Source organism: Isoptericola dokdonensis DS-3, from assembly GCF_001636295.1.
Taxonomy (GTDB): Bacteria; Actinomycetota; Actinomycetes; order Actinomycetales; family Cellulomonadaceae; genus Isoptericola; species Isoptericola dokdonensis.
This window is the reverse complement of the sequence record NZ_CP014209.1, coordinates 3340299-3364818: the sequence shown is the minus strand read 5'-3', so window position 1 is coordinate 3364818 and position 24520 is coordinate 3340299. Positions and strand designations below refer to the sequence as shown.

At 73.2% G+C, this 24520-nt stretch carries 24 protein-coding genes and 2 riboswitches; of the genes, 8 read left to right on the top strand and 16 right to left on the bottom strand.

Annotation, left to right across the window (positions count from 1 at the left end; genetic code table 11):
• The first annotated feature begins 57 nt into the window (after window positions 1-57).
• The 4 genes from I598_RS15410 (at window position 58) to I598_RS15395 (ending at window position 3299) form a co-directional block, all read left to right on the top strand.
• The gene (locus I598_RS15410) at window positions 58-1005 is read left to right on the top strand and encodes a hypothetical protein (protein WP_068203919.1); all 948 of its coding nucleotides are present in this window, start codon (window positions 58-60) and stop codon (window positions 1003-1005) included.
• Window positions 1002-1391: a GntR family transcriptional regulator gene (locus tag I598_RS15405; protein ID WP_068203917.1), complete on the top strand. Its 390-nt coding sequence runs from the start codon at window positions 1002-1004 to the stop codon at window positions 1389-1391. The genes I598_RS15410 and I598_RS15405 overlap by 4 nt, the downstream gene beginning before the upstream one ends.
• A gap of 61 nt (window positions 1392-1452) precedes the next feature.
• Window positions 1453-2478: an ATP-binding cassette domain-containing protein gene (locus tag I598_RS15400; protein WP_068203915.1), complete on the top strand. Its 1026-nt coding sequence runs from the start codon at window positions 1453-1455 to the stop codon at window positions 2476-2478.
• Window positions 2475-3299, top strand: a complete 825-nt coding sequence (locus I598_RS15395) for an ABC transporter permease (protein ID WP_068203913.1) — start codon at window positions 2475-2477, stop codon at window positions 3297-3299. Before I598_RS15400 ends, I598_RS15395 begins: the two co-directional genes overlap by 4 nt.
• A gap of 63 nt (window positions 3300-3362) precedes the next feature.
• Here I598_RS15395 and I598_RS15390 read toward each other — a convergent pair whose 3' ends face one another.
• From I598_RS15390 to I598_RS15375, 4 genes are all read right to left on the bottom strand, one after another.
• Window positions 3363-4304: a universal stress protein gene (locus I598_RS15390; protein ID WP_068203911.1), complete on the bottom strand. Its 942-nt coding sequence runs from the start codon at window positions 4302-4304 to the stop codon at window positions 3363-3365.
• Between the two features lie 161 nt (window positions 4305-4465).
• The gene (locus tag I598_RS15385) at window positions 4466-5278 is read right to left on the bottom strand and encodes a C40 family peptidase (RefSeq protein WP_083973391.1); all 813 of its coding nucleotides are present in this window, start codon (window positions 5276-5278) and stop codon (window positions 4466-4468) included.
• Window positions 5279-5281: 3 nt separating this feature from the next.
• A riboswitch (cyclic di-AMP (ydaO/yuaA leader) is annotated at window positions 5282-5466 on the bottom strand.
• A 252-nt stretch (window positions 5467-5718) separates the two neighbouring features.
• Window positions 5719-6501: a C40 family peptidase gene (locus I598_RS15380; protein WP_068203909.1), complete on the bottom strand. Its 783-nt coding sequence runs from the start codon at window positions 6499-6501 to the stop codon at window positions 5719-5721.
• 2 nt (window positions 6502-6503) lie between these two features.
• Window positions 6504-6678, bottom strand: a riboswitch (cyclic di-AMP (ydaO/yuaA leader).
• Window positions 6679-6810: 132 nt separating this feature from the next.
• Window positions 6811-7509 (bottom strand): metal-dependent transcriptional regulator, encoded by a 699-nt coding sequence (locus I598_RS15375; RefSeq protein WP_068203907.1) that lies wholly within the window; start codon window positions 7507-7509, stop codon window positions 6811-6813.
• Between the two features lie 106 nt (window positions 7510-7615).
• Here I598_RS15375 and serC point away from each other — a divergent pair, with 106 nt between their 5' ends.
• Window positions 7616-8743 carry a phosphoserine transaminase gene (gene serC / locus I598_RS15370; RefSeq protein WP_068203905.1) on the top strand — a complete coding sequence of 376 codons (1128 nt, stop codon included), beginning with the start codon at window positions 7616-7618 and terminating at the stop codon, window positions 8741-8743.
• Between the two features lie 31 nt (window positions 8744-8774).
• Here the strand turns inward: serC and I598_RS15365 are convergent, their stop codons facing one another.
• The 6 genes from I598_RS15365 to I598_RS15340 form a co-directional block, all read right to left on the bottom strand.
• Complete coding sequence (locus I598_RS15365) at window positions 8775-10064, bottom strand: MFS transporter (RefSeq protein WP_068203903.1); 1290 nt, start codon at window positions 10062-10064, stop codon at window positions 8775-8777.
• Between the two features lie 56 nt (window positions 10065-10120).
• Window positions 10121-10858: a class I SAM-dependent methyltransferase gene (locus I598_RS15360; RefSeq protein ID WP_068203901.1), complete on the bottom strand. Its 738-nt coding sequence runs from the start codon at window positions 10856-10858 to the stop codon at window positions 10121-10123.
• Window positions 10858-12582, bottom strand: a complete 1725-nt coding sequence (locus tag I598_RS18195; RefSeq protein ID WP_232314188.1) for a methyltransferase domain-containing protein — start codon at window positions 12580-12582, stop codon at window positions 10858-10860. Before I598_RS18195 ends, I598_RS15360 begins: the two co-directional genes overlap by 1 nt.
• Window positions 12579-13805 carry a glycosyltransferase gene (locus I598_RS15350; protein ID WP_068203899.1) on the bottom strand — a complete coding sequence of 409 codons (1227 nt, stop codon included), beginning with the start codon at window positions 13803-13805 and terminating at the stop codon, window positions 12579-12581. Before I598_RS15350 ends, I598_RS18195 begins: the two co-directional genes overlap by 4 nt.
• A complete protein-coding gene (locus I598_RS15345) occupies window positions 13802-14749 on the bottom strand; it encodes a glycosyltransferase (RefSeq protein ID WP_068203897.1) in 948 nt (315 codons plus the stop codon). Before I598_RS15345 ends, I598_RS15350 begins: the two co-directional genes overlap by 4 nt.
• Before the next feature lie 124 nt (window positions 14750-14873).
• Window positions 14874-16508 carry a DUF2142 domain-containing protein gene (locus I598_RS15340; RefSeq protein WP_068203895.1) on the bottom strand — a complete coding sequence of 545 codons (1635 nt, stop codon included), beginning with the start codon at window positions 16506-16508 and terminating at the stop codon, window positions 14874-14876.
• Window positions 16509-16621: 113 nt separating this feature from the next.
• Between I598_RS15340 and rfbA the strand changes: the two genes are divergently transcribed.
• Window positions 16622-17485, top strand: coding sequence for a glucose-1-phosphate thymidylyltransferase RfbA (gene rfbA, locus I598_RS15335; RefSeq protein ID WP_068203893.1), 864 nt, complete (start codon window positions 16622-16624; stop codon window positions 17483-17485).
• A gap of 3 nt (window positions 17486-17488) precedes the next feature.
• On the opposite strand, the gene rfbD is transcribed toward rfbA, so the two are convergent.
• A complete protein-coding gene (rfbD, locus tag I598_RS15330) occupies window positions 17489-18301 on the bottom strand; it encodes a dTDP-4-dehydrorhamnose reductase (protein ID WP_068205348.1) in 813 nt (270 codons plus the stop codon).
• 113 nt (window positions 18302-18414) lie between these two features.
• On the opposite strand from rfbD, the gene I598_RS15325 reads away from it, so the two are divergent.
• Window positions 18415-19032 carry a dTDP-4-dehydrorhamnose 3,5-epimerase family protein gene (locus I598_RS15325; RefSeq protein WP_068203890.1) on the top strand — a complete coding sequence of 206 codons (618 nt, stop codon included), beginning with the start codon at window positions 18415-18417 and terminating at the stop codon, window positions 19030-19032.
• 61 nt (window positions 19033-19093) lie between these two features.
• Here the strand turns inward: I598_RS15325 and rfbB are convergent, their stop codons facing one another.
• The 5 genes from rfbB to I598_RS15300 all read right to left on the bottom strand — a co-directional run bounded on the left by rfbB (window position 19094) and on the right by I598_RS15300 (window position 24172).
• The gene (gene rfbB, locus I598_RS15320; RefSeq protein WP_068203889.1) at window positions 19094-20089 is read right to left on the bottom strand and encodes a dTDP-glucose 4,6-dehydratase; all 996 of its coding nucleotides are present in this window, start codon (window positions 20087-20089) and stop codon (window positions 19094-19096) included.
• Window positions 20090-20236: 147 nt separating this feature from the next.
• Entirely contained in the window at window positions 20237-21694 is a 1458-nt protein-coding gene (locus I598_RS15315; RefSeq protein ID WP_068203888.1) for an NCS2 family permease, read from the bottom strand.
• A gap of 112 nt (window positions 21695-21806) precedes the next feature.
• Window positions 21807-22199: a glycerol-3-phosphate cytidylyltransferase gene (tagD, locus tag I598_RS15310; RefSeq protein WP_068203887.1), complete on the bottom strand. Its 393-nt coding sequence runs from the start codon at window positions 22197-22199 to the stop codon at window positions 21807-21809.
• A gap of 79 nt (window positions 22200-22278) precedes the next feature.
• Complete coding sequence (locus tag I598_RS15305) at window positions 22279-23097, bottom strand: GSU2403 family nucleotidyltransferase fold protein (protein WP_068203886.1); 819 nt, start codon at window positions 23095-23097, stop codon at window positions 22279-22281.
• A complete protein-coding gene (locus I598_RS15300; RefSeq protein WP_068203885.1) occupies window positions 23078-24172 on the bottom strand; it encodes a hypothetical protein in 1095 nt (364 codons plus the stop codon). Before I598_RS15300 ends, I598_RS15305 begins: the two co-directional genes overlap by 20 nt.
• 102 nt (window positions 24173-24274) lie before the next feature.
• Here I598_RS15300 and I598_RS15295 point away from each other — a divergent pair, with 102 nt between their 5' ends.
• Window positions 24275-24520, top strand: a complete 246-nt coding sequence (locus I598_RS15295; protein WP_068203884.1) for a DUF2530 domain-containing protein — start codon at window positions 24275-24277, stop codon at window positions 24518-24520.

Here is a 24520-nt window from a genome sequence, read left to right as displayed (position 1 = left end):
CCGCCCTCCGCTATGGTTGATTGCATCAACTCATTGACTCAATGAACCGGAGGAACCGTGGCCCTGTTCGCCGTCGTCGTGCTGCTCGGGCTGGTCGTCGTCGTCCCCGCGCTGCTCGCCGGGGTCGTCCTGGCGGTGGCGGGGCGTCACGACGTCACCGCCGTCCGGGCCGCGCGCCGCCACGACACCCTCATCACCCTGTCCACCGTGCTCGCCGCGCTCCTCACCGCCGTCGGCGTGCTCGCCCTGCCGGTCACCTGGACCTCGTCGTTCCTGCCGACCCCCACCGCGGCGGGCGTGCTGATGGCCGCCGGGCCGTTCGCCGTCGCCGCCGTCGCCTGCCTCGTCCGCGTCGCGGGCGAGCTCACCTGGCCCCGGCCGCAGGGGGTGGTCCGCACGGCGACCCTGACCCGCCGGACCACCCGTGGTCTCTGCGGCCGGCGGATCGACATCCTCCTGGCCACGTCGGCGCTGCTCGCCGTCGTCCTCGTGGTCACCGGCGTCACCGCCGCGGGCGACGGCACCACCGTCGCCTCCCCCGAGCGTCCCGTACCGGGCGTCGGCACCGTGTCGGGCGCCGCCGGCCCCTACCCCGGGTGGCCGTACGGGGTGCCGATGCTCGCGGGCCTCGCCGTCGCGCTGGTGTGCCTGGTCGTCGCGCTCCGCGTCGTCGCCCGCCGCGCCCCCCTCGACGGGCTCGGCCACGAGCAGGACGACGCCCTCCGCCGCACGTCGGCGACCCGCCTCCTCGGCGTCGTCCAGCTCTGCGTCGGCGGCGCCACCGCCCTCGTGCTGGCCGTCGCCGGGCAGGCCGCCCGGAACGCGAGCACCACGATCGTCACCGAGGGCGACCTGTCCCAGGCGGTGACCGACCCGGTGCTCACCGGGCTCGGTACGGCCGCCCTCGTCCTGGCGCTCGTCGTGGGAGTCGGCTCGGTCGCCGCGAGCGCGATCGGCGCGACGCGACGCACGACACTGACCTCCCCGGCCCAGGCGGCCCGATGACCGGGATCCGGGTCGACCTGGCCTCCCCCACCCCCGCGTACGAGCAGATCCGCAGCCAGGTCGCCGGGCTCGTCTCCGTCGGTGACCTGGCCCCCGGGGACCGCCTCCCGGCGTCACGCACCCTCGCGCACGACCTGGGGATCGCCGTCGGCACCGTGCAGCGCGCCTACCGCGAGCTGGAGCAGTCGGGGGTCGTCGTCTCGCGTCGCCGCACCGGGACCGTCGTCGCCGCCGACGCCGCTCTCCGCGCAGGTCAGGGCGGCACGGGAGCTGGCAGCGGCGGGCTGGTGCGGTCCGCCCGGTCGTTCGTCGAGCAGGCCCGCGGCGACGGCCTGGACGACGCGGCGATCCTCGACCTCGTGCGTGCGGTGCTGCGGGACCGATGAAAACCCTGTCGGTGGTTCGTCCTAGGTTCTAGTTTGGAAGGACACCACCGAGGAGAACCCCATGAGCGACGCTTCGGACGCACCGCCCCTCGCCGTCGAGGCCACGGGCCTCGTCAAGCACTTCACCTCCGGCAAGAAGACCACCAAGGCCGTCGACGGCGTCGACCTGGCCGTCCCCGCCGGCAGCGTCTTCGGCCTGCTCGGGCCCAACGGCGCCGGCAAGACCACGGTCGTGCGGATCCTCGCGACCCTGCTGCGCGCCGACGCCGGATCCGCGCGCGTGCTGGGCCACGACGTCGTCGCGGAGGCCGACGCCGTCCGTGGGGCCGTCGGCCTCACCGGGCAGTACGCGTCGGTGGACGAGGACCTCACCGGCACGGAGAACCTGCTGATGCTGGCCCGGCTCTACGGCTTCCGCGGTCCCGCCGCGAAGTCCCGCGTGGCCGACCTGCTCGAGGCGTTCAGCCTCACCGATGCGGGGGGCCGTCAGGTCAAGACGTACTCCGGCGGCATGCGGCGCCGCATCGACCTCGCGGCGTCCCTCGTGCTGTCGCCGCGGGTGCTGTTCCTCGACGAACCCACCACCGGCCTCGACCCCCGCTCCCGCAACCAGGTCTGGGACATCGTGCGGGTGCTCGTCGACGACGGCGCCACCGTGCTGCTCACCACGCAGTACCTGGAGGAGGCCGACCAGCTCGCCGACCGCATCGGCGTCATCGACTCCGGACGGCTCATCGCCCAGGGCACGCCGAGCGAGCTCAAGCGCTCCGTCGGGGAGGGCTCGGTCGACCTGCGGCTCGCCGACTCCGCACGCCGCGCCGAGGCCGCCGAGATCGTCCGCCGCACCCTCGGCACCGAGCCGGCGATCCCCACCGACCCCTACGCGCTGAGCGCCCGCGTGCCCGACGACGGCGCGCACCTCGTCGCCCAGGTCCTGCCCGCCCTCGGCGACGCAGGGATCGCCGTGCCCGAGTTCTCCCTCGGACAGCCGAGCCTCGACGAGGTGTTCCTCACCCTGACCGGCAAGCCCCTGCCCACCGACGAGCCGGACGCCGAGCCCGCCGTCGCCGAGGAGGTGTCCCGATGACCGCCGTCGACATCAGCACGACCACGCTGCGCGAGGCCGTCGCCCTGGAGTCCCACCCGACGCGGCCCAGCGCCGTGTCCTGCTCGCTGACGTTCGCGTGGCGCGCCCTGCTGAAGATCAAGCACGTGCCCGAGCAGCTCTTCGACGTGCTCGTCTCGCCCGTCATCTTCACGCTGATGTTCACCTACCTGTTCGGCGGGGCGCTGGCCGGGTCCACGCAGACGTACATCCAGTTCCTGCTGCCCGGCATCCTGGTGCAGACCATCGTCATCGTCACCGTGTACACCGGCTACACGCTCAACACGGACATCACCAAGGGCGTGTTCGACCGGTTCCGCTCCCTGCCGATCTGGCGGCCGGCACCGATCGTCGGGGCGCTGCTCGGGGACACCGTGCGGTACACGATCGCGTCGATCATGTGCATCGGGCTCGGGCTGATCCTCGGGTTCCGGCCCGAGGGCGGGTTCGTCGGCGTCGTCGCCGGGGTCGCGCTGCTGCTGGTCTTCGCCTTCGCGCTGAGCTGGATCTTCACGATCCTCGGGCTGCTGCTCCGGACCCCGAACGCCGTCATGGGCGTGTCGATGATGGTGCTCATGCCGCTCACGTTCGCGTCGAACATCTTCGTGGACCCGGCCACCATGCCGTCCGGCCTGCAGCGGTTCGTCGAGCTCAACCCGGTCACCCACGTCGTCACCGCGGTCCGTGGCCTCATGGCGGGCGTCCCCGACACCGGCGAGGTCGTCACCGTGCTGGTCTCCGCCGTGGTGATGACCGCGGTCTTCGCGCCGATCACCATGCACCTGTACCGCACCAAGCACTGACCGCACCCGCGACGACGCGACGGCCCCGGCGAGCTCTCGCCGGGGCCGTCGCGTCATACCGGGTCAGGCGGCGGACTCGGCCTGGAGCTCCTTGTCGCACCGCCGGGTCACGACGAGCACCGGGCACTTGGAGTGGTGCAGCACGGCCTGGCTGGTCGAGCCCAGCAGCAGCCCGCGGAATCCGCCCCGGCCGCGGGAGCCGACGACGACCAGGTCGGCCGCCGTGGAGAACTCGGTGAGCAGCTCCGCCCCGGAACCGTCGAGGACGTGCCGCTTGATCACGAGGCCGGGGTGCTCGGACTCGACCCGGTCGACGATGACGTCCAGACCGGCCTTGACGTCGTCGAGCACCTGTTCGTGGTCGATCTGCGACGGCAGCCACGCCAGCATCCCGGCACCCGTGCCGAGCGGCACCCCGGCGACGGCGACGAGCTCCGCGCCCCACGTCTCGGCCTGCTGGACGGCGTGGCGCAGCGCCACCTCGGCGGACGGCGACCCGTCCACCCCCACGACGATGCGGTGCACGTCGTGGACGGCGTCGCCGTCGCGACGCTCCGGGTCGTCGGCGCCGCCGCGGTAGGGCACGACGACGGTCGGGCAGTGGGCGTGCGCCGGCAGCGCCGAGGACACGGTGCCGAGCAGCCGTTCGGTGAACCCGCCGCGGCCGCGCGTGCCCACGACGGCCAGGCAGTGCTCGGCGGACAGCTCGACCAGCACGCCGGCGGCGTCACCGGTCGCCACGCTGCCCTGGACGTTCAGCCCGCGGCCCGCGAGCCGCGCCTCGGCCTCCGCGAGGACGGCCTTGGCGCCCTCGGCGATCGCCGTGTCGTCGAGGGCGGCGTACCCGCCGTCCAGGGACGCGGCGGTGAAGGACGGGAGCGAGTAGCTGCACACGACGTGGATGCCCCAGCCCACGCGTTCCGCGTAGGCCGCGGCCCAGTCGAGGGCGTGCAGGCTCGCCGGGGATCCGTCCACCCCGACCAGAACCACCTCAGGACGTGTCATCTCGCGCCTCCCGTCGTGTCCGGACCTCGACGTCCGATACAGCCTGGTTCAAGAGTAGCGAAAGCAGGGCGAAAGGCGTAGCAAAGCATCCGAGGGCGTGTGACACGACGACGCCTCGGCACCTGTCGAGGTGCCGAGGCGTCGGACGGTGCGCGGGGGTGTCAGCCGACGACGCGGAGGAAGACCGGGCTGGACTGCCAGAGGCTGGACTGGCGGACGGTCCAACCACCGGGGCGGGTGGCCTCGACCTGCTGGCCGCCGCCGGCGTAGATCGAGATGTGGCCCGGGGACCAGATGAGGTCGCCCGGCTGGGCCTCGGACTGCGAGACCACGGACACGTTGCTCGCGCTGCGGATCGCGCTGGACGAGTGCGGCAGCGAGACGCCGAGCTGGGCGTACACGTAGGTGACCAGACCCGAGCAGTCGAAGCCGGACGGCGAGGAGCCGCCGACGACGTACGGGACGCCGATATACCGCGCGGCGATGGAGACGGCCTGCGAGCCCCGCGAGCCGTTGGAGGCGACGGGCGTCGAGGTCTCGGACTCGGTCTCGGTCGCGGTGGACGAGGACGAGGAGATGTCGGTGCGCTCGGACGACCGCGACGGGGCCACGGTGCGCTCGATGACGGGCTCCGGCTCCGGGGCGGCCTTGATCTCAACCTTCTTGACGGCCTTCGGCGTGACCTTCTCGACGTCGATCTTCGCCTCGGCGGCGACCGTCACGACCGGCGCGGACTCCAGGGCCTGGCGGGCCTGGTCGGTCAGCGCACCCAGGTCGACGGTGCTGAGCTTCTTCGCGGCGTCCGCGTCGACCGGGGCGGCGTGCGCAGCGGTGGCGCCACCGATGGTCGAGACCAGGAGGCCACCGGCAGCGGCGGCGACGGCGACCCGTCGACCGGCGGCACCGGCAGGAGCAGCCATGAGGGGCCGGCGTGCGGCGCGGTGCCGTCCGCGCGTGGTGGTGCGTGCGTTCAACAGTTTTCCTCTCCCGTCGCCTACGAGGTCAGCTGTCGGGTTCGGGTGGGAGAAATCACCCGGCCGTCCAGGGCTCGCGCCCTGACCGGCTTCACCCCGAGGACACCGTCTCCGATGCCCAGAATTGGGTCCCCCGCTCCTGCCATGGGTTCCGTCTCCCCGACCGGTGGCAGGACTCGGCGTCCGGTCGAGAGTCGGAGGAGTGCTCCACCGACGGATGAACGGTATCCGATCGGCGACCCGATGTCACGTTTCGATCACGGCTTCGTGACCGACGATCTCCCGGGCCCTGGATCCGGCCGGTGCGCGGCCTCTGCGGCACGGCCGACGAGGCGTCGCGGCGCGCCCGGAGCGGCGTCCACGCCGCGCCCGGAGGGACGGTGAAGGGCCCGGTCCGCACGGGTGCGGACCGGGCCCTTCGGCGAGCGGAGCTGGCCGACTCAGCCGACGCGGATGAACGTCGGGTTGGACTGCCAGATGCTGCGGAACTGGATCGTCTTGCCCGGGCGGGGGGCGTCGATCTGCGTGTTGCCGCCCGCGTAGATCGCGATGTGGCCCGGCGTCCAGATGAGGTCGCCCGGCTGGGCGTCGGCGCGGGACACGACCGTGCCGGCGTAGCGCTGGTCCGAGGACGACCGCGGGAGCGAGACGCCGACCTGCGCGAAGACGTACTGCGTGAAGCCGGAGCAGTCGAAGCCCGACGGGGTGGAGCCGCCCGACACGTACGGGACGCCCACGTAGCGCGACGCGACGGAGATGACGGACGACCCGACGGCGGACGCCGGGGCCGAGGAGGTCTCCGCCGGCGCCTCGGTGGACGCCGAGAGGTCGGTGCGCTCGGAGGACCGCGACGGCGCCACGGTGCGCTCGACGACGGGCTCCGGCTCCGGAGCGGCCTTGATCTCGACCTTCTTGACGACCTTCGGCGTGACCTTCTCGACGTCGATCTTCGCCTCGGCGGCGACCGTCACGACCGGCGCGGACTCCAGGGCCTGGCGGGCCTGGTCGGTCAGCGCACCCAGGTCGACGGTGCTGAGCTTCTTCGCGGCGTCCGCGTCGACCGGCGCGGCGTGCGCAGCGGTGGCGCCACCGATGGTCGAGATCAGGAGGCCACCGGCGGTGGCCACGACGGCGGCACGGCGGCCGGCGGCAGCGGCGGTCGGCGCGGCCATCAGCGGACGGCGTGCGGCACGATGCTTGCCACTCGTGGTGCGAGCAGTCATGGTCTACCTCTCCGGTCGCCTACGAGGTCAGCTGTCGGGTTCGGGTGGGAGAAATCACCCGGCCGTCCAGGACTCGCGCCCTGACCGGCTTCACCCCGAGGACACCGTCTCCGATGCCCGGAATGGGTCCCCCGCTCCTGCCATACGGTCGTCCGTGGGAACCGGGACGGTGGCAGGACTCGGCGTCCGACCCGGCACCCGCCCAGGACACCCCGGGCGAGCGAGTCCGACCGTACCGGAACCGGCCAGCGATGTCACGTTCCGGTCACGCCCGGTTCGACCGGGTCCGTCCCCGGCCGACCGGGGCGTTCAGGCCCGGGCGACGAAGAGGTGCTTCGCCAGGTCGTCGGGCAGCTCGAGGGCCTCGTCGCCCTCCACGGCCTGCACCACGTAGTCGTCGCCGGAGCGCTGCGCGGTGATCCGCACGCCGGGCAGCAGCCCGACGCCCGCCAGCCGGGCGAGGAACTCGTCGTCGACCTGGACGGGCTCGGCGATGCGCTGCAGCACGATGGTGCCGCCGTCGGGCCGGTTCGCCAGGTACGACGGCAGCGACTGGACGCCGTCCAGGAACGGCACCTCCTCGTACTGCTCCCCCAGCTCGGACAGCCCGGGGATCGGGTTGCCGTACGGGTCGTGGTGCGGGTGGTCCAGGAGCGTGACGAGGCGACGCTCCACGAGGTCGCTCATGACGTGCTCCCAGCGGCACGCCTCGTTGTGGACGTGCTCCCAGTCGAGCTTGATGACGTCCGTCAGCAGCCGCTCCGCGAGACGGTGCTTGCGCATGACGCGGGTGGCCTTCGCCTGGCCCGCGTCGGTGAGCTCGAGGTGGCGGTCGCCCGTGACGATCACGAGGCCGTCGCGCTCCATGCGCGCGACCGTCTGGGAGACGGTCGGGCCCGAGTGCCCGAGACGCTCCGCGATCCGGGCGCGCAGCGGCGGGATGCCCTCCTCGCCGAGCTCGTAGATCGTCTTGAGATACATCTCGGTGGTGTCGATCAGGTCGGTCACGTCCACTCCCGTCTTGAGGCCCGGGCCTAGTCTATTCGCACCCGCCCTGCTCGCCGTGCCCGGCAGCGGGCGGCGCTGGCCACACACCGCGAGCCCCGGAGCCGACATGACCCTGCACATCCCCGCGTCGCTGCTGCCCTCGGACGGCCGGTTCGGCTCCGGCCCGTCCAAGGTCCGGGTCGGTCAGGTCGACGCGCTCGTCGCCGCGGGCGACCCGGCCCGCCCGGTGCTCGGCACGTCGCACCGGCAGGCACCGGTCAAGGACGTCGTGCGGCGCGTGCGCACGGGCCTCGCCGAGCTCTTCGACCTGCCCGACGGCTACGAGGTGGTGCTCGGCAACGGCGGGTCGACGGCGTTCTGGGAGGTCGCCACCGCGTCCCTCGTGCGCCGCCGCGCGCAGCACGCCGTCTTCGGCGAGTTCGGCGGCAAGTTCGCCGCCGCCACCCGGCGCGCCCCCTTCCTGCTGGACCCCGAGGTCGTCGAGGTCGCCCCCGGCGGGGTCGCCCGGCTGACGCCGTCCGACGACGTCGACGTCTACGCCACGCCCCACAACGAGACGTCCACCGGCGCGATGGCGCCCGTGGTCCGGCCGGCGCAGGGCGACGCCCTCGTCCTCACCGACGCCACCTCGGGCGCGGGCGCGCTGCCCGTGGACCTGCGGGAGACCGACGTCTACTACTTCGCCCCGCAGAAGGTCTTCGGCGCCGACGGCGGTCTGTGGCTCGCGCTGTGCTCCCCCGCCGCGCTGGAGCGCGCCGCCGAGGTCGAGGCGTCCGGCGGCCACCGCTGGGTGCCGGAGTTCCTGTCCCTGACCACGGCCGCGGCCAACTCCCGCCAGTACCAGACCCTCAACACGCCCGCCGTGGCGACCCTCGTCATGCTGGCCGACCAGGTCGAGTGGCTGCTCGGCCAGGGCGGGCTCGACTGGTCCGTCGCCCGGAGCCGGCGGTCGGCCGAGCTGCTGTACGGGTGGGCCGAGGCCCGCGAGTGGGCGACGCCCTTCGTCACCGACCCCGCCGAGCGGTCCACCGTCGTCGGGACGATCGACCTCGACGACGCCCTGGACGCCGACGCGGTCGTGCGGCGCCTGCGCGACGCCGGCGTGCTCGACGCCTTCCCGTACCGCAAGCTCGGCCGCAACCAGCTGCGCGTGGGGATGTTCCCGTCCGTGGAGCCGGACGACGTCGCCGCGCTCACCGCGTGCGTCGACCACGTCGTCGAGCACCTCGGCTGAGCACCCGCCCGGGCGGGCTCCCGCCGTCGGGTCAGGCGGCCTTCGCCACCTCGACGGCGGGAGCGTCCAGGTAGACGATCTCGAGGTGCGGGCGACGGCGCACGCGGTAGCGCAGCGTGACCCGCCAGCTCCGCATCGCCCAGATCGTCGCGCCGACGGCCACGGCGAACGTCGCCGCCGAGCCCAGCAGGATCGCCCAGCGCGGGCCGAACGCCTCGCCCACCCAGCCGACGATCGGCGACCCGATCGGCGTCGCGCCGAGGAACACCATCATGTAGAGCGCCATCACGCGCCCCCGCATGACCGGGTCGACGGACGTCTGGATCGTGGAGTTCGCGGCCGTCATCATCGTCAGGGACGCCAGCCCCACCGGGATGCAGGTGAGCACGTAGCCCAGGTAGGTCGGCATGAGCGCGTTGACCGCCGTGGCGACCGCGAACGCGAAGGCCGAGCCGATGACCAGCCGCACCCGCGGCCGGTCGCGGCGCGCGGCGAGCAACGCGCCGGCGAGCGACCCGATCGCCAGGACCGAGCCGAGCAGGCCGAACTCGCCGGCGCCGCGGTCGAACTCGACGCGGGCCATCATCGCGGACGTCAGCTGGAAGTTGAGGCCGAACGTCGACACGACCGCCATGACGACCATGATGACGACGATGTCGGACCGGCTGCGGACGTAGCGCACGCCCTCGCGGATCTGCCCCTTGGCGCGCGGTGCGCGCGGCCTGGCCCACATCAGCGCCGGCTTCATCAGCCCGACCGCCGCGATGGTGGCCGCGAACGTCACGCCGTTGATGACGAACACCCAGCCGGACCCGACCGCGGCGATGAGCAGCCCGGCCGCACCGGGACCGACCAGCCGCGCGGCGTTGAACGACGCGCTGTTCAGGCCCACCGCGTTGGCGAGCCGCTCGGGCGGCACCAGCTCGGCGACGAACGTCTGCCGGACGGGGTTGTCGAACGCCGTGGCGACGCCCAGGGCGAGCGCGAACCCGTACACGTGCCAGAGCTGCACCTCGCCGGAGAGCACGAGCGCGCCCAGGGCGAGCGCGAGGAAGCCCATGGCGCCCTGCGTGCACATCAGCAGGCGGCGGCGCGGCAGCCGGTCCGCGAGGAGGCCCGCCCACGGACCGATCAGCAGGAACGGCAGGAACTGCAGCGCGGTGGTGATGCCGACGGCGACGCCCGACTCGTCGGTGAGCTCGGTGAGGACCAGCCAGTCCTGCGCGATGCGTTGCATCCAGGTGCCGACGTTGGCGACCAGCGCAGCACCGAACCACATCCGGTAGTTCGGGTACTTGAGGGAGGAGAAGGTCGCACTCATCTGCCCGGGGCAACAACGGAGGCCCCGGATCTGTTCCCGCCGTCCGGAAGGTGCCCTCAGGCGGGCAGCGTGCCCCACGCGACGAGCGCCGGACCGGTGCGCGGCAGGGCGCGCTGCGCGACGCGGAACGGCCACGTCCCGGCGGCGACGACGGCTCCCTGCACGGCCGACGACGGCTGGAACAGGCGCCCGGAGCGGGCGGTGCGCTCCTGGGTGGTGGTGCCGTCGGCCGCCAGCCGACGGCGTGCCACCCGGTTGCGGACCGACTCGAGCACGAACCCGAGGGGCGCGCCGTAGAGGCGGCCGCCGACGTCGGTCAGCCCGGCGTCGGCGAGGAGCGCACGCATCTGCGGCGGGTCGTAGCGACGGAAGTGCCCGACGGCGGTGTCCATGGGCCCGAACCTCGCCTGCCACGCGGGCGTGGACACGAGGACGAGCCCGCCGGGGCGGAGCTGCCCGAGCCAGGACGCGAGCGCGCCGGCGTCGTCGTCGACGTGCTCCAGCACCTCGAACGCGCAGAGCACGTCGTAACCGCCCGGCAGGTCGGCCGTCTCGACCGACCCGTGCACCACGGTGCCGGGCAGCCCCGCCGCGGTGAGCCGGGCGGTCGCCACGGCGGCACTGTCCCCGTCGAGCTCGACGCCCGTGTAGTCGTGCCCCGCGGCGGCGAGCCGCACCCCGACGGAGCCCTGCCCGCAGCCGACCTCCAGGACGCGGGACGCGGGCGGGAACAGCCGCCGCGTCACGTCCCAGCGCAGCGCACCGAACGGGGTCAGGGGTGGGAGCGTCGCCATCAGGTGCCTCCAGCGGGGTCGGCGGGGTGAACGGTGGAACGGTCGGCGGGGGCGTGCGCGACGGCGACCAGGCCGGTGCCGTGGCGCGGCAGCGCGCGCTGCCACAGCCGGAACGGCGCGACGCCGACGGCCACCAGCGCCCCGACGGCACGCGACGACGGCTGGAACCGGCGTCCGCTGCTCGCGGTCTGGGCGGCGAGGGCCGCGGCGTCCGCCGGGTCCGCCGCGCCCGGCCGGGCGGCAGCCGCGGCCCGCTCCCGACGCCGGGCCAGCGGGTTGCGGACCGCCTCCAGCAGGTAGCCGAGCGGCGCGTCGTAGCAGCGCACGTCGACGTCCACGAGCCCGGCGTCCCGGAGCCGGGCGGCGAGGTCGGCGGGGTCGTAGCGGCGGTAGTGCCCGGCCAGCACGTCCCACGGCCCGAACCGGTCCGGCCACGCCGGGGTGGACAGCAGCAGCATCCCGCCGGGACGCAGGCGCGCGGACCAGTCGGCCAGCGCGGCGGCGTCGTCGTCCACGTGCTCGACCACCTCGAACGCGCACACGACGTCGAACCGCTCGTCGGGGCCGAGCACGGCGTCGCCCCCGTGCAGGACCCGGGCGGCAGGATCGACACCGGTGACGCGTGCCGCCGCCGTCCGCCACGACGTCTCGTCGAGCTCGACGGCCGTGTAGTCGTGGCGGGCGGCGATGCGCATGCCGACGGCGCCCTGGCCGCAGCCGATCTCCAGCACGGACGAACGGCGGCGCGGCAGGGCGCGGCGCACCACGTCCCAGCGCAGCCACGCGTGCGGCGGGAGCGGGGCGAAGTGCCGCCCGCCGTGCCGCAGCAGCGCGCCGACGCCGGCGTAGGCCAGGTCGGCGAGGGTCACGAGGACCCGGCTGACCAGCACCACGAGGAGCACCTCGGCGTCGGGGAGCAGCCCGGCGAGGACGGCGAGCAGCACGATCTCGCGCGCGCCGGCCCCGGCGGGGACCACGACGACGAGGAACCCGACGGTCCACGCCAGCGCGTACCCGCCGACGGTGAGCGCGAGGTTCGACACGTCGGCGGGCATGCCGAGCCCGGTGGCGAGCAGCCACACCTGGCCGCCCGCGCACACCCAGCCGGCGACCGCCCAGCCGGCGGCGGCACCGAGCCCCCGCCACGACAGCGCGGTCAGCGGCGAGCGCCGGGCGAGCCGGAACGCCGCCGCCAGGAGCCGGTTGAGCACCGGAGGCAGGAGCAGCACGGCGACGCACGGGAGCAGCCACAGCGCCCAGGCCCACGACCCGAGGGCGTCGGCGGCGAGGAACGGCAGGGCGAGCACGCCGGTCACGGCCCCCGACACGACGCCGATCCCGGTCGCGACCGCCGTGGCCGTCATGGTGCGGGCCCGCGGCACCCCGTGGTCGGCACCCACCTCGGCGGCCGCCACGACGTTCCACACCCCGCCCGGCACGAACTTGCCGAGCTGGCTGATCCCGAAGATCGAGACGGCCGCACGACCGCCGACGGGCGACCCGAGGTCGGCCAGCACGGCACGCCAGGAGAGCAGCGTGCTGCCCACGAAGACCAGGGAGAGCCCGAACGCCCCGGCGAGGCGGGTCGCGGGCAGGGTGGCGAGCGCGGTGGCGAGGTCGTCGCGCACCGCCCAGACGGCGTAGCAGGCGAGGGCGACGGCCAGGACGAGGAACGACCACCGCAACCAGGGGGACCGCAGGACCGCGAGCAGACGGGTGATCACCGGGGCACCACCCCGCGGGCTGCGAGGGCGTCGGCCAACGGGCCGACGACGGCGTCCGGGGTGACGAGGTGCCGCGCGTCGCGCGTGCGGTCGTGGGCGGCGGCGAGGGTCGCCGGGTCGGTGAGGGCGAGCAGCCGGTCGGCGAGCGCGGCCGGGTCGGCCGGCGGCACGAGCTCGACGTGCCCGGCGAGCAGTCGTCGCTGCGGCGGGGTGTCGGACGTGACGACGACGCATCCCGCGGCGAGCCCCTGGAACACCTTGTTGGGCACCACGCGCAGGCCCTTGGGGGTGTCGGAGAAGATGCCGAGGCAGACGTCGGCGGCCGCGACGATCGCGGGGAGCTCGTCGGGCTCGACCCAGTCCACCCAGCGGACGCCGTCGGTGCCCGCGAGCGCCGCCCGGGCGGCGGCGTGGTCCTGCCCGGTGCCGATCAGCGTGGCGGTGATCGGCCGGCCCGCGGCGACGGCGCGGGGCAGCGCGTCCGCGAGCGCCCGGGCGACGACCTCCGCGCCCTGGAGGGGCGTGAACAGCCCGAAGAACATGACCTGCAGCGCCGTGCCGGCCCGGGTGCCGTCGTCGGGCAGTGGCGAGCCGGACGACGCCGGGGCCGCAACGCCGTCCGACGCGACGAACCAGCTCTCGGGCGCGCCGACGGGGACGACGACCACCTCCCGAGCGCGCGAGCGTCTCTGAAAGTCCGGATCAGGGGGCTGAATCCTGACTTTCAGAGACGCTCGCGGGGCGACCCGGGCCGCGAGCTCCGCGTGCTCGGCGGTGTCGACGACGACGACGTCGGCGCAGGCCAGCGTGAGCCGGTCGAGGCCGTGCAGCAGCCGGACGCGCAGGCCCCGGGCACCGCGGTCGAGGGCGGTGTCGCCGGCGAAGACGAGGTGGTCGAGCAGCACCGGGGTGCGGGGGTGGAGCAGCCGCGCGAGGACGACGTCGAAGTGGCCGAGGTACCCGACGAGCACCGCGTCCGGGGCGCCGTGCGCGCGCCGGTGGGCGACGTCGCCGCGCACGAGCAGCGCCCAGCAGGCGAGGAGCCGCAGGACGAGCAGGGGCAGCCGCCACGGCTGGCGGAGCATCCGGACGCGCTCGGCGGTGCTGAACCCGAGCGGGTGGTTCACCTCGGCGACCGCGTACCCGCGGGCGCGCAGCCCGGCGACGAGGATGCCGGCGCGCGGGTGGCGGGCGGCGTCGTAGGTGCCGAGGGCAAGGATCACGCGTCCCGCCCGTACTCGATCCGCTTGAGCCGTTCGAGGGAGTCCTCGATGAGGGTGCGGTTGGTGCGCTGCAGGTCGGCGATGACGAGCAGCGCGAGGCACAGCAGCGCCCCGACGAGCATCGCGGCGGCGAACACCAGCGACTGGACGTGCCCGTCGCCCTCCCCCTGGAGGAAGAAGACGAGGAACCGCACGGCCGGGACGAGCGCCGTCAGGAGGAACACGCCTGCGAGGGTGAGGAACACCAGGTGCGGGCGGAACATGATGAAGCTCCGCACGATGGCCCGCCCGGAGCGCCCCATGTGCTGCCAGATGTTGCGGAACAGCCGCGACTCGCGGGTCTTCGGGTTGGTCGTGATGGGCACCGAGGCGATCCGCAGGTGCTTGTTGCCCGCCTGGATGATCGTCTCCATCGTGTAGCTGAACTGCGTGACGACGTTGAGCCGCAGCAGCGAGGCGCGCGAGTAGGCGCGGAACCCGCTGGCGGCGTCGGGCAGGTCGGCGTGCGCCGCGGCGGACACGACGCGGCTGCCGAACCGCTGCATCGCCTTCTTGAACGGGCTGAAGTGCTCGATGGTGGCGGTCTGCCGGTCCCCCACGACGATGTCGGCCTCGCCCGCGACGATCGGCGCGACGAGGTCCGGGATCATCGCCGACGGGTACTGGTTGTCGCCGTCGGTGTTCACCACGACGTCGGCGCCGTGCGCGAGCGCGAGGTCCACGCCGTCGCGGAACGAGCGCGCGAGCCCCATCGTCCGGGTGTGCCGCACCACGTGGTGGACGCCGAGGTTGCGGGCGACGTCCGCGGTGCCGTCGGTGGAGCCGTCGTCGATCACGAGGATCTCGACCGTGTCGAAGCCGGGGACCTCCCGCGGGATCGTCGCGAGGACGAGCGGCAGGGTCGTGGCCTCGTCGAGGCACGGGATCTGGACGACGAGCTTCATCGAGCCCTCTCCGGTTCGGCGGCACGCTCGTCGGCGCGGGGGCGCCGACGGCGGCGAGTCTAGCCACGGGGTGGTGGTGGGGGGCGGACGTCCCGGGCGCGGTGCGGCGGTCGGGCGCGCGCTGTCAGGCGCCGCTCCGTGCCAGGTCACCGACGGGCTCGGCCCGCCGCTCGGTGGTCGTCGCGGCGTGGTGCCACCGGGCGGCGGCCAGGACCGCGGCCACGAGCCCGGCGCCGACCACCACCAGCACGGCGGCGAGCGTCCCGCCGCCCAGCGGGCTCCACGCGACCCAGCGCTGCCAGGCGTCCACGACGGTGTCCCCGGGTCCCTGGTACATCGCGCCGAACGCCCAGACCAGCCCGGCGACCGCGGCGACGGCGCAGACCGCGGCGGCGACCGGCACGGCGCGGGCGAGGCGGCGCTCCCGGTGGCCGAGCGCGTGCCAGACGGCGATCCCGACGAGCGCGGCCAGCGCGGTCAGGCCACCGAAGACGTACCGGCCCTGGAGCGCGACGAGCACCCCGGTCTCCGACCAGTGCCGCAGGGCGTTGACCACGACGCCGGCGAACAGCCCGGCGGGGAGCAGCGCGACGGCGAGGGCGCCGCGGCGGGCGCCGGGCAGGGCGAGGGCGATGAGGCCGGCGAGGACCAGCAGCGTCGAGCCGACGACGACGAACGTGCCGGGCAGCCGCACCTCGAGCCAGGCCAGGTTGCCGAAGAACGCCTGCGCGGTGCGGCCGATCGCGTCGGACACGACCTCGTCGGCGGGGACGCGGGTCATGCCGGTGTAGTCGCGGGGCAGGCCGACGGGCTGCACGGCGCCGTCGACCAGCCAGTTGCGCGCCCACCACCAGCCGCCGACGACGAACCCGACCGCGAGGGCGACGAACCCGCGCAGGGTTCGGGCCGCGAGCCGGGGACCGGCCCGTGGGGCGCTGCGCGGTCCGGGTGCGAGGAGGTAGGCCGCCACCACCGTCGGGATCGCGAACGCGAGCATCACCTTGGTGAGCAGCCCGACGCCGAGCACCAGGCCGATCCCGACGGCGGTGCGCCACCGCAGGTCGCCGGTGACGACGCGTGCCGCCAGGTAGGTGACGCCGGCGCCCGTGAGCACGACGAGCGCGTCGTTGTTCGCGGCGCCGAGGATGTGCCCCACCTGCGGGACCAGCATGGGCAGGGGCGCCACGAGCAGCGCCGCGGACCGGGAGCCGGTGAGCCGCCGGGTGGTGGCCGCGGCCAGCGGGACCGTCGCGGCGAAGAGCACGACGTCGAGCAGGCGCAGCACCAGCAGCGCCTCGTCCCAGCGGGCGTCCGCCGTGCCCGTGGCGTGCAGGGTGAGCGCGCCGAGCGCGTACCAGGCGGGCGGGTGCTGGGTCATCTGGTCGACGTCGGCGCTCGTCCCGGCGGCGGGCAGGGCGTTCTGCGCGGAGATCCGCACCCGCTCGTCGTCGGGCACCGGGGTGACCTCGACGAACTGGGTCTCCTGCGGGCGGTGCTGCCAGCGACCCGGCAGGTCCGCGGGGTAGGCCGCCTCGGCGACGGCCTGCACCGTCACGGGCGCGAAGTGCGCCTCCCCCGGCGCGGGCCAGCCGCCGCCGTACGCCAGCCGCACCACCGAGTTGAGGTGGTTCTGCTCGTCGGGCGACCGGAACCCGGGCGTCAGCACCGCCCACGCGGTGGCCCACAGGGCCACGGCGAGGGTCAGCAGGGCGAGGGTGCGGCGATAGGCACGCTCGCACGGCGGCGTGTCACGCGTCACAGGGCTCATTGTCGCAAACGATGCCGTCCGGCGGGTGAACCCCGCCCGAACGGCCGCCGTCCCGGTGCGGACCCGCACCTCGGCGCCACCGCCGACCGTGGGATCATGCCGCCATGCGAGGAATCATCCTGGCCGGCGGCTCCGGCACCCGGCTGCACCCGATCACCCTCGGCGTGAGCAAGCAGCTCGTGCCGGTGTACGACAAGCCGATGATCTACTACCCGCTGTCCACGCTGATGCTGGCGGGGATCCGGGACGTCCTGGTCATCACCACCCCGCACGACGCCGACCAGTTCCGGCGCCTGCTGGGCGACGGGTCGCAGTTCGGCATCTCGATCGAGTACACCGTGCAGGAGCAGCCGAACGGGCTCGCGCAGGCCTTCGTCCTCGGCGAGGAGTTCCTCGGCGACGACGCCGCGGCGCTCGTGCTGGGCGACAACATCTTCTACGGCCAGGGCCTGGGCGACCAGCTCGTGCGGTTCCGGGACGTCGACGGCGGCGCCGTCTTCGCCTACCGGGTCGCGGAGCCGTCGGCGTACGGCGTGGTCGAGTTCGACGAGTCCGGACGGGCGATCTCGCTGGAGGAGAAGCCGGCCGCGCCGCGGTCGAAGTACGCCGTGCCCGGCCTGTACTTCTACGACAACGACGTCGTCGAGATCGCCAAGAGCATCCGGCCGTCCGCGCGGGGCGAGTACGAGATCACCGACGTCAACCGCACCTACCTCGAGCAGGGTCGCCTCCAGGTGGAGGTCCTCCCCCGCGGGACGGCCTGGCTCGACACCGGGACGTTCGACTCCCTGCTGGAGGCGAGCGACTTCGTCCGCACCATCGAGAGCCGTCAGGGCCTCAAGGTCGGTGCCCCGGAGGAGGTCGCCTGGCGTCGCGGGTTCCTCAGCGACGACGAGCTGCGCGTGCGCGCCGAGAGGCTCGTCAAGTCGGGCTACGGCCGCTACCTGCTGGGCCTGCTCGACGACTGACGGCTACGCCAGGACCTCGGGCGCCGCGGCGTCCCAGCGCTCGGCCCAGTCCCTGATCGGCGTGACCCCCGCGGCGAGCAGGGCGTCGTGCCCCAGCACGGAGTAGGCGGGCCGCGGGGCGGGGCGCGGGAACCGGTCGCTCGTCGTCGGCTCGACGGCGGTGGCCAGGCCCGCGCTCGCCACGACGCGGCGGGTGAAGCCGTACCACGACGTCTGCCCGGACGACGTGCCGTGGTAGGTCCCGGCGGGTGCTGCGGCGTCCACCAGCCGCACGACCAGGTCCGCGAGGTCGCGGGTCCACGTGGGCTGGCCGACCTGGTCGTCGACCACCGTGAGCAGGTCGCGGTCCGCGGCGAGGCGCGCCATCGTCTTCGGGAAGCACCCGCCGTGCGCCCCGTAGAGCCACGCGGTGCGCACGATCAGGTGGTCCGGTGCCTCGGCGCGGACCGCCCACTCGCCGGCGGCCTTCGTCCGGCCGTACGCCGAACGGGGATCGACCGGGGCGTCCTCGGCGTACGGGGTGGTGGCGGTGCCGTCGAACACGTAGTCCGTGGACACGTGCACGAGGCGCGCCCCGGCCGCGTGCGTCGCCCGGGCCAGGTGCGCCACCGCCGTCGCGTTGACCGCGAAGGCCGCCGCCTCCTGCGTCTCCGCGTCGTCGACGGCCGTCCACGCGGTCGCGTTGACGACGACGTCGAAGCCCGCGACGGCCTGTGCGACGGCGGCGGCGTCGGTGACGTCGAGGTCGGCACGGCGCAGCCCGACGACGTCGGTCCCGGCGTCGGTCAGCCGCGCCACGAGATCGGTGCCGAGCATGCCGCCGGCGCCCACCACGAGCCAGCGTCGGTCGTCGGCACGGGCGGTGAGGTCAGGGGTGGCGGTCACCGTAGGATCCTAGGACACCCGACCCCTGGCGAAGGAGCACGACCGTGCAGTTCCGCGAGCTGTCCGTCCCCGGCGCGTTCGAGATCACCCCGCGACAGTTCGGCGACCCGCGCGGCGTGTTCCTCGAGTGGTTCAAGGCCGGCCCGTTCGCCGACGCCGTCGGGCACCCGCTGGACCTCGCGCAGGCCAACTGCTCCGTGTCCGCCGCGGGCGTGCTGCGCGGCGTCCACTTCGCCGACGTCCCGCCCGGCCAGGCCAAGTACGTCACCTGCGCGAAGGGTGCCGTGCTCGACGTCGTGGTCGACCTCCGCGTCGGCTCCCCCACGTTCGGGCAGTGGGACTCCGTGCTGCTCGACGACGTCGACCGCCGCGCCATCTACCTCGGCGAGGGCCTCGGCCACGCCTTCATGGCGCTCGAGGACGACTCGACCGTGCTCTACCTGTGCTCCACGGGCTACAACCCGGGCGCCGAGCACGGCATCCACCCGCTGGACCCTGCGATCGGCATCGAGTGGCCGACGACCGCCCGCGACGGCTCCCCGCTGACGCCGCAGCTGTCCGACAAGGACGCCGTCGCACCCACCCTCGCCGAGGCCGAGCAGCAGGGCCTGCTGCCCACCCTCGCCGCGGTCGAGGAGCACCTGGCCTCGCTGCGGAACTGAGCACGCACCGACGACGAAGGGCCGCCCGTCCCCCGAGGGACGAGCGGCCCACGTCATGGCCTCACTGGCCGGTGGCGGCGTACTTCGCCTCGACGGCGGCCTTGTGCGGGCGCCACCAGGACTCGTTGTCCCGGTACCACTGCACCGTGGCCTCCAGGCCCGCGCGGAAGTCGGTGTAGCGGGGCGTCCAGCCGAGCTCGTCGCGCAGCCGGGACGCGTCGATGGCGTAGCGCAGGTCGTGGCCCGGCCGGTCCGCGACATGGTCGAAGTCGTCGGCGTCCCGGCCGAAGATCTCCAGCAGCGTGCGCACCACGTCGAGGTTGTTCGTCTCGCCGTCCGCGCCGATGAGGTAGGTCTCCCCCGGGCGACCACCGTCGAGGATCGCCCACACCGCGGCGTTGTGGTCCTCGACGTGGATCCAGTCGCGCACGTTCAGACCCGCCCCGTACAGGCGCGGGCGCACCCCGTCGACGAGGTTCGTGATCTGGCGCGGGATGAACTTCTCGATGTGCTGGTACGGGCCGTAGTTGTTCGAGCAGTTCGAGATCGTCGCCTCGACGCCGAACGAGCGCGCCCACGCCCGCACCAGCAGGTCCGAGCCCGCCTTGGTCGACGAGTAGGGGCTCGACGGGTTGTACGGCGTGTCCGGGGTGAACTTCGCCGGGTCGTCCAGCTCCAGGTCCCCGTACACCTCGTCGGTGGAGATGTGGTGGAACCGCACCCCGTGGCGACGGACCGCCTCCAGCAGCGTGAACGTGCCGACCACGTTCGTCTGCACGAACGGCGACGGGTCGTCCAGCGAGTTGTCGTTGTGCGACTCCGCCGCGAAGTGCACCACCGCGTCGCTCTCGCCCACGAGCCCGTCCACGAGGTCCGCGTCGGTGATCGACCCCTCGACGAACCGGACCGAGCCCGCGACGCCGTCGAGCGACGTGCGGTCGCCCGCGTACGTCAGCGCGTCGAGCACCGTCACGTCGACGTCGGGGCGCTCGCGCACGGTCTGGTGGACGAAGTTGGCGCCGATGAACCCGGCGCCACCGGTGACGAGCAGTCGCATCTGGTCTCCAGGAAGAGTTCGGGGGGACGAGCACCCGGGAACGGGACCGTCGCGCCCACAATTTATCCCCTCGGCCGGGCGGAGCGGAAAAGCCGACGGCCCGGCCCCACCGTGACGGTGCGGCCGGGCCGTCGAGCGGCGACCGGGTCAGCCGATGGCGTTCTGGATCGGCTCCAGCAGGAAGTACACGACGAACATGAGCGACGCGATCCACATGAGCGGGTGGATCTGGCGCACCTTGCCGAGCGCGAGCTTGATGACGACGAACGCGAGGAAGCCGGCACCGATGCCGTCGGCGATGGAGTACGTGAACGGCATGAGCACGATGGTGAGGAACGCCGGGATGGCGATCTCGACGTTACGCCAGGAGATGTTCGCGACCTGCATCATCATGAGGTAGCCGACGAACACCAGCGCCGGGGCGGCGGCCTCGTAGGGCACGAGGGCGACGAGCGGCGCGAGGAACGTCGCCGCCAGGAACGCGACACCCGTGGTGACGGACGCGAGGCCCGTGCGGGCGCCGTCGCCGACGCCCGAGGTGGACTCCACGTAGGCGGTGTTGGAGGACACCGAGCCCATGCCGCCGAACATGGCGGCGAGGGAGTCGACGACGAGGATGGCGCGCGTCTTGGGCGGGTTGCCCTGCTCGTCGAGCAGCCCGGCCTCGGCGCCGACGGCGACCATCGTGCCCATCGTGTCGAAGAAGTCGGCGATGAGCAGCGAGAAGACGAGCAGCACCACGGTGACGGCGGCGATGTTCTCGAACGACCCGAGGAGCGAGAACTGGCCGAGCAGACCGAAGTCGGGGACCTGCGCGACGCCGTCGAACTCCGGGGCGTTGAGGTTGAAGCCGTTCGGGTTGCCCCCGGCCTTGGACCCGATGTGCAGCGTGTTCTCGAGGATCACGGCGAGCACGGTCGCGGTGAGGATCCCGATGAACATGGCGCCGCGCACCTTGCGCACGAACAGCGCGATGACGAGCAGCAGCCCGACGACGAAGACGAGGATGGGCCAGGTGCCGAGGTTGCCGAGCGCCAGCGGCGTGCCCTCGCCGGGGACGACGAACCCGGCGTTGACGAACCCGATGAGGGCGATGAACAGGCCGATGCCGACGGAGATGGCGGTCTTGAGCTCGACGGGCACCGCGTTGAACACGGCCTCGCGGAACCCGGTGAGGACGAGCACGAGGATGATGAGGCCCTCGATGACCACCAGGCCCATCGCGTCGGCCCAGGTGACGTCCGGCAGGCCGGCGATGGAGTACGCCACGACGGCGTTGAGCCCGAGGCCTGCGGCGAGCGCGATCGGGAAGTTGGCGAACACGCCCATGAGGATCGTGACGAGCCCCGCGACGAGCGCCGTGGCCGCGGCGACCATGCCCAGCGACTCCGCGCTGGCCTCGGTGCCGCCACCGAGCACCTGACCGGTGCCGTCCTGGACGGTGCCGATGATGAGCGGGTTGAGCACGATGATGTAGCTCATCGCGAAGAACGTGACGAGACCGCCACGGATCTCGCGTCCGACGGTCGAGCCTCGCTCGGTGATCTTGAAGAAGCGGTCGATGCCGCTCTGCCCGGGCGCGGGCGCGGTGGTCTGGTTCGCCATGCGGCCAATCGTGCCAGACCTGTGAAGGTTCGCCGGAGGTCCGCGTGTCGGAATGTGACCGAGGCAACGGCCCGCCGGGCGTGACCCGCGTCACGCCCGACGGTCGCCGGGATCAGCCCTTCGCGGCCAGCCCGGCCTTGATCTGCGTCGTCGAGATCTCCGGCGTGCGCGGCAGGTAGACGACCTCGCACACCTCCTTGAGCTCGTCGAACTTGCCGGTCCAGTCGTCGCCGATGACGAAGGTGTCGACGTGGTAGAGCTGGATGTCGGTGGCCTTCTGCTCCCAGGTGTGCTCCGGGATGACGAGGTCGACGTGCCGGATCGCCTCGAGCATCCGGCGGCGTTCCTCGAAGGTGAAGTACGACTTCTTGCCCTTGCCCGCGTTGAACTCGTCCGACGACAGCGCCACGATCAGGTAGTCACCCAGCGCCTTGGCCCGACGCAGCAGCTCGATGTGCCCGTAGTGCAGCAGGTCGTAGGTGCCGTAGGTGATGACTCGCTTCATGCCTCGTCCTTCGTCGCAGGGGCGTGCGTCACGTGCTGTTCGCCGCGTGTTCATCCTAGGTGTTCGCCGACCACCCGCCTCAAGACAGTGATCGGACGAGGTCGTCCGCGAGGAAGGCGACGGAGGCCGACACCTCGTCGGGATCGCCGATCCCGTCCTCGGCGCGACCGGCCATGCGGGAGCCCAGCCCCTGGGGCCCCGCTGCGAAGAGTTCCTCCATCCAGTCGATGGCGCGCAGCGTGACAGCTTCGCTCACCACGTCGTCCCGGAGCCGCCCGAACGCACCAGCCAGTTCCGCCGTCGACACCGCACGCAGGAGGCGATAGATGTCGTGTGCATCCTTGTCGTTGAGACGGCCAGGTGAGTCCACACGTTCACCGAGCTTGTGGAGCTTGCACACGAGCAACGCTCCGGGGCCGGCGACGAGCGCCGTGACGACCCGGCGATCGTCAGGTGCCAGTGCAGAGATCTCCATCTCGCCGTGATCGATCAGGACGGCTTCCAGACCGCTCGCCCGCCGGGCCGCCGTGCGGGAGTGCGGTGGGATCCGTGCGCCACGCCGACCGCCGGAGCCGGCGAACCGCTCGGGAACCATGAGGTCCACCTGGATACCGTCCTGGTCCACCCAGGCGCCCGGCTGCCCGCTCTCGGCAGGGAGGAAGCCTGCCACGCGCATCGCTTCCTCGACCCGCGGATCGTCGGCGAGCCTCCGCGGGTCGAGCGCGACGTCGCTGTCCTTGGTCGCTTCGGCGAGAGCGACGTCGACCTCGCCCGCCCGAAGGTAGACGGCCTGCGCTCCGACCACGACGACTGCGTCGCGATGCGCTCCGAGGGCAGCCAGAGCATCGAGGAGCACAGACCTTGATCGAATCAGCAGGTCATTCGAGGCGCCAGGCACGCTCGTTCCTTTCCATCCAGTCCATCAGGTGCTCTCCCTCGGAGGGCGCTCGTCCCGGGCCGTTCAGAAGGTCGGCGACCGCCTGTGCGGGCGCGACCCTCCGCAACTGATCGGTGCCGCTGGTGGTCACACCGTCGAACGCCACGGCATACGCGGGCTCCGCGATCAGCACGTTGGCCCCGGCGTCGACCCGACGAAGTCCGATCGCGTCGGCGAGGGCACCGGGAGATGCGGAGTAGACCCAAAGCGATCGAGCGGGCGCGTACTCCTCCCATGCGGCCGCGGCTACGGATCCGGACACCGCATAGGTAGGGTCGCCGGACTCCACCAGCCGCCCCATCGCGTCGTCCAGCCCGCGAGGTGCGATCCACCTGCTCACCCTGTTGGTGGTCTGAAAGGCATAGTCCTCAGCCCATCGGCGCAGGAGCCGGTGCCATTCCGGGACGACGAACTCGTTGCCGTCCCGTGTGATCAGCGCTTCGGCCTCGAGCAGCTCGACGACCCGGTAGACCGAGCCGGTCGAGGCTCCGGACGCCTCGATCAGACGCCGGACCCGCCAAGGGCCTCGCCGGTCGACGAGAGTCCTGACCACACGTGCGGCGGGCTCGCCGCGCAGCGTGTCCCGACGTCGACCAGGTCCCCGCCACGGGTCGGCCTTGGCACCTTGGGACGAGATGAACAATCCCGGATCGTCGGATCTGATGTGCACGTTGCCTGCGGCGTCGAACGTCGAGATGCCGCGGGCGTCCAACCGCTCCCGCGTGCCGGGTGAGATGTAACGCGCGACGACGAGCGCCCCGTCCGCATCACTGTCCGACACCTGCCGTTCCAGTCGTTCGGCCACTTCGAGCCAGTCCCGAGATCCAAGCGTTCGTCGAACCGCGACAACGAGGGTGGCGACTCGTGCGTCGGGCGACCGGATCGCGACCGAGGCCTCGGGCCCGTTGCCAGACGAGGGGTCACGCTGGTTCGCCGTCAGGTCCCAACGATCGGGCAGGCGTTCCCTCAGCCCTCGGATCGCGCCATCGAGCAGTTCGCGCGAGGAGGGCGGTTCCCCAGACCGTTCAGGCTTCATGTTCAGAAAATAGCCGAGTTCCGCACGCAGCGGAACCTCTGAATTACCTGAACCTGGCACTGCTCCTCGGGGCGCCCACCTGGTGCGGCGTACGATCGCCACGTGCCCTCCGTCGTCTCGCTGCTCCTGCACCCCGAACGGCGGCGCTCCGCGCCGGAGCCGCCGCGCGGGGACCTGCGCCGGGCGGTGCTCGCAGGGATCGCCGTGTGGACGGTCGCGCTGGTGGTCACCGGGGTGCGGCTCGCCACCGGCGACGGCACGCTCACGGCGTTCCTCGTGTGCGGCACGGGGGTCGCGCTCGGCGGCCTCGGGCTGGTCTGGGCGCACCGCCACCGCGACGAGGTCTGA

Coding starts and splice junctions, on each gene's coding strand:
- I598_RS15405 (WP_068203917.1), top strand. CDS start 1,002: ATGACCGGGATCCGGGTCGACCTGGCCTCCCCCACCCCCGCGTACGAG.
- I598_RS15400 (WP_068203915.1), top strand. CDS start 1,453: ATGAGCGACGCTTCGGACGCACCGCCCCTCGCCGTCGAGGCCACGGGC.
- I598_RS15395 (WP_068203913.1), top strand. CDS start 2,475: ATGACCGCCGTCGACATCAGCACGACCACGCTGCGCGAGGCCGTCGCC.
- I598_RS15390 (WP_068203911.1), bottom strand. CDS start 4,304: ATGACACGTCCTGAGGTGGTTCTGGTCGGGGTGGACGGATCCCCGGCG.
- I598_RS15380 (WP_068203909.1), bottom strand. CDS start 6,501: ATGACTGCTCGCACCACGAGTGGCAAGCATCGTGCCGCACGCCGTCCG.
- serC (WP_068203905.1), top strand. CDS start 7,616: ATGACCCTGCACATCCCCGCGTCGCTGCTGCCCTCGGACGGCCGGTTC.
- I598_RS15365 (WP_068203903.1), bottom strand. CDS start 10,064: ATGAGTGCGACCTTCTCCTCCCTCAAGTACCCGAACTACCGGATGTGG.
- I598_RS15360 (WP_068203901.1), bottom strand. CDS start 10,858: ATGGCGACGCTCCCACCCCTGACCCCGTTCGGTGCGCTGCGCTGGGAC.
- I598_RS15345 (WP_068203897.1), bottom strand. CDS start 14,749: ATGAAGCTCGTCGTCCAGATCCCGTGCCTCGACGAGGCCACGACCCTG.
- rfbA (WP_068203893.1), top strand. CDS start 16,622: ATGCGAGGAATCATCCTGGCCGGCGGCTCCGGCACCCGGCTGCACCCG.
- rfbD (WP_068205348.1), bottom strand. CDS start 18,301: ATGCTCGGCACCGATCTCGTGGCGCGGCTGACCGACGCCGGGACCGAC.
- rfbB (WP_068203889.1), bottom strand. CDS start 20,089: ATGCGACTGCTCGTCACCGGTGGCGCCGGGTTCATCGGCGCCAACTTC.
- I598_RS15315 (WP_068203888.1), bottom strand. CDS start 21,694: ATGGCGAACCAGACCACCGCGCCCGCGCCCGGGCAGAGCGGCATCGAC.
- tagD (WP_068203887.1), bottom strand. CDS start 22,199: ATGAAGCGAGTCATCACCTACGGCACCTACGACCTGCTGCACTACGGG.
- I598_RS15300 (WP_068203885.1), bottom strand. CDS start 24,172: ATGAAGCCTGAACGGTCTGGGGAACCGCCCTCCTCGCGCGAACTGCTC.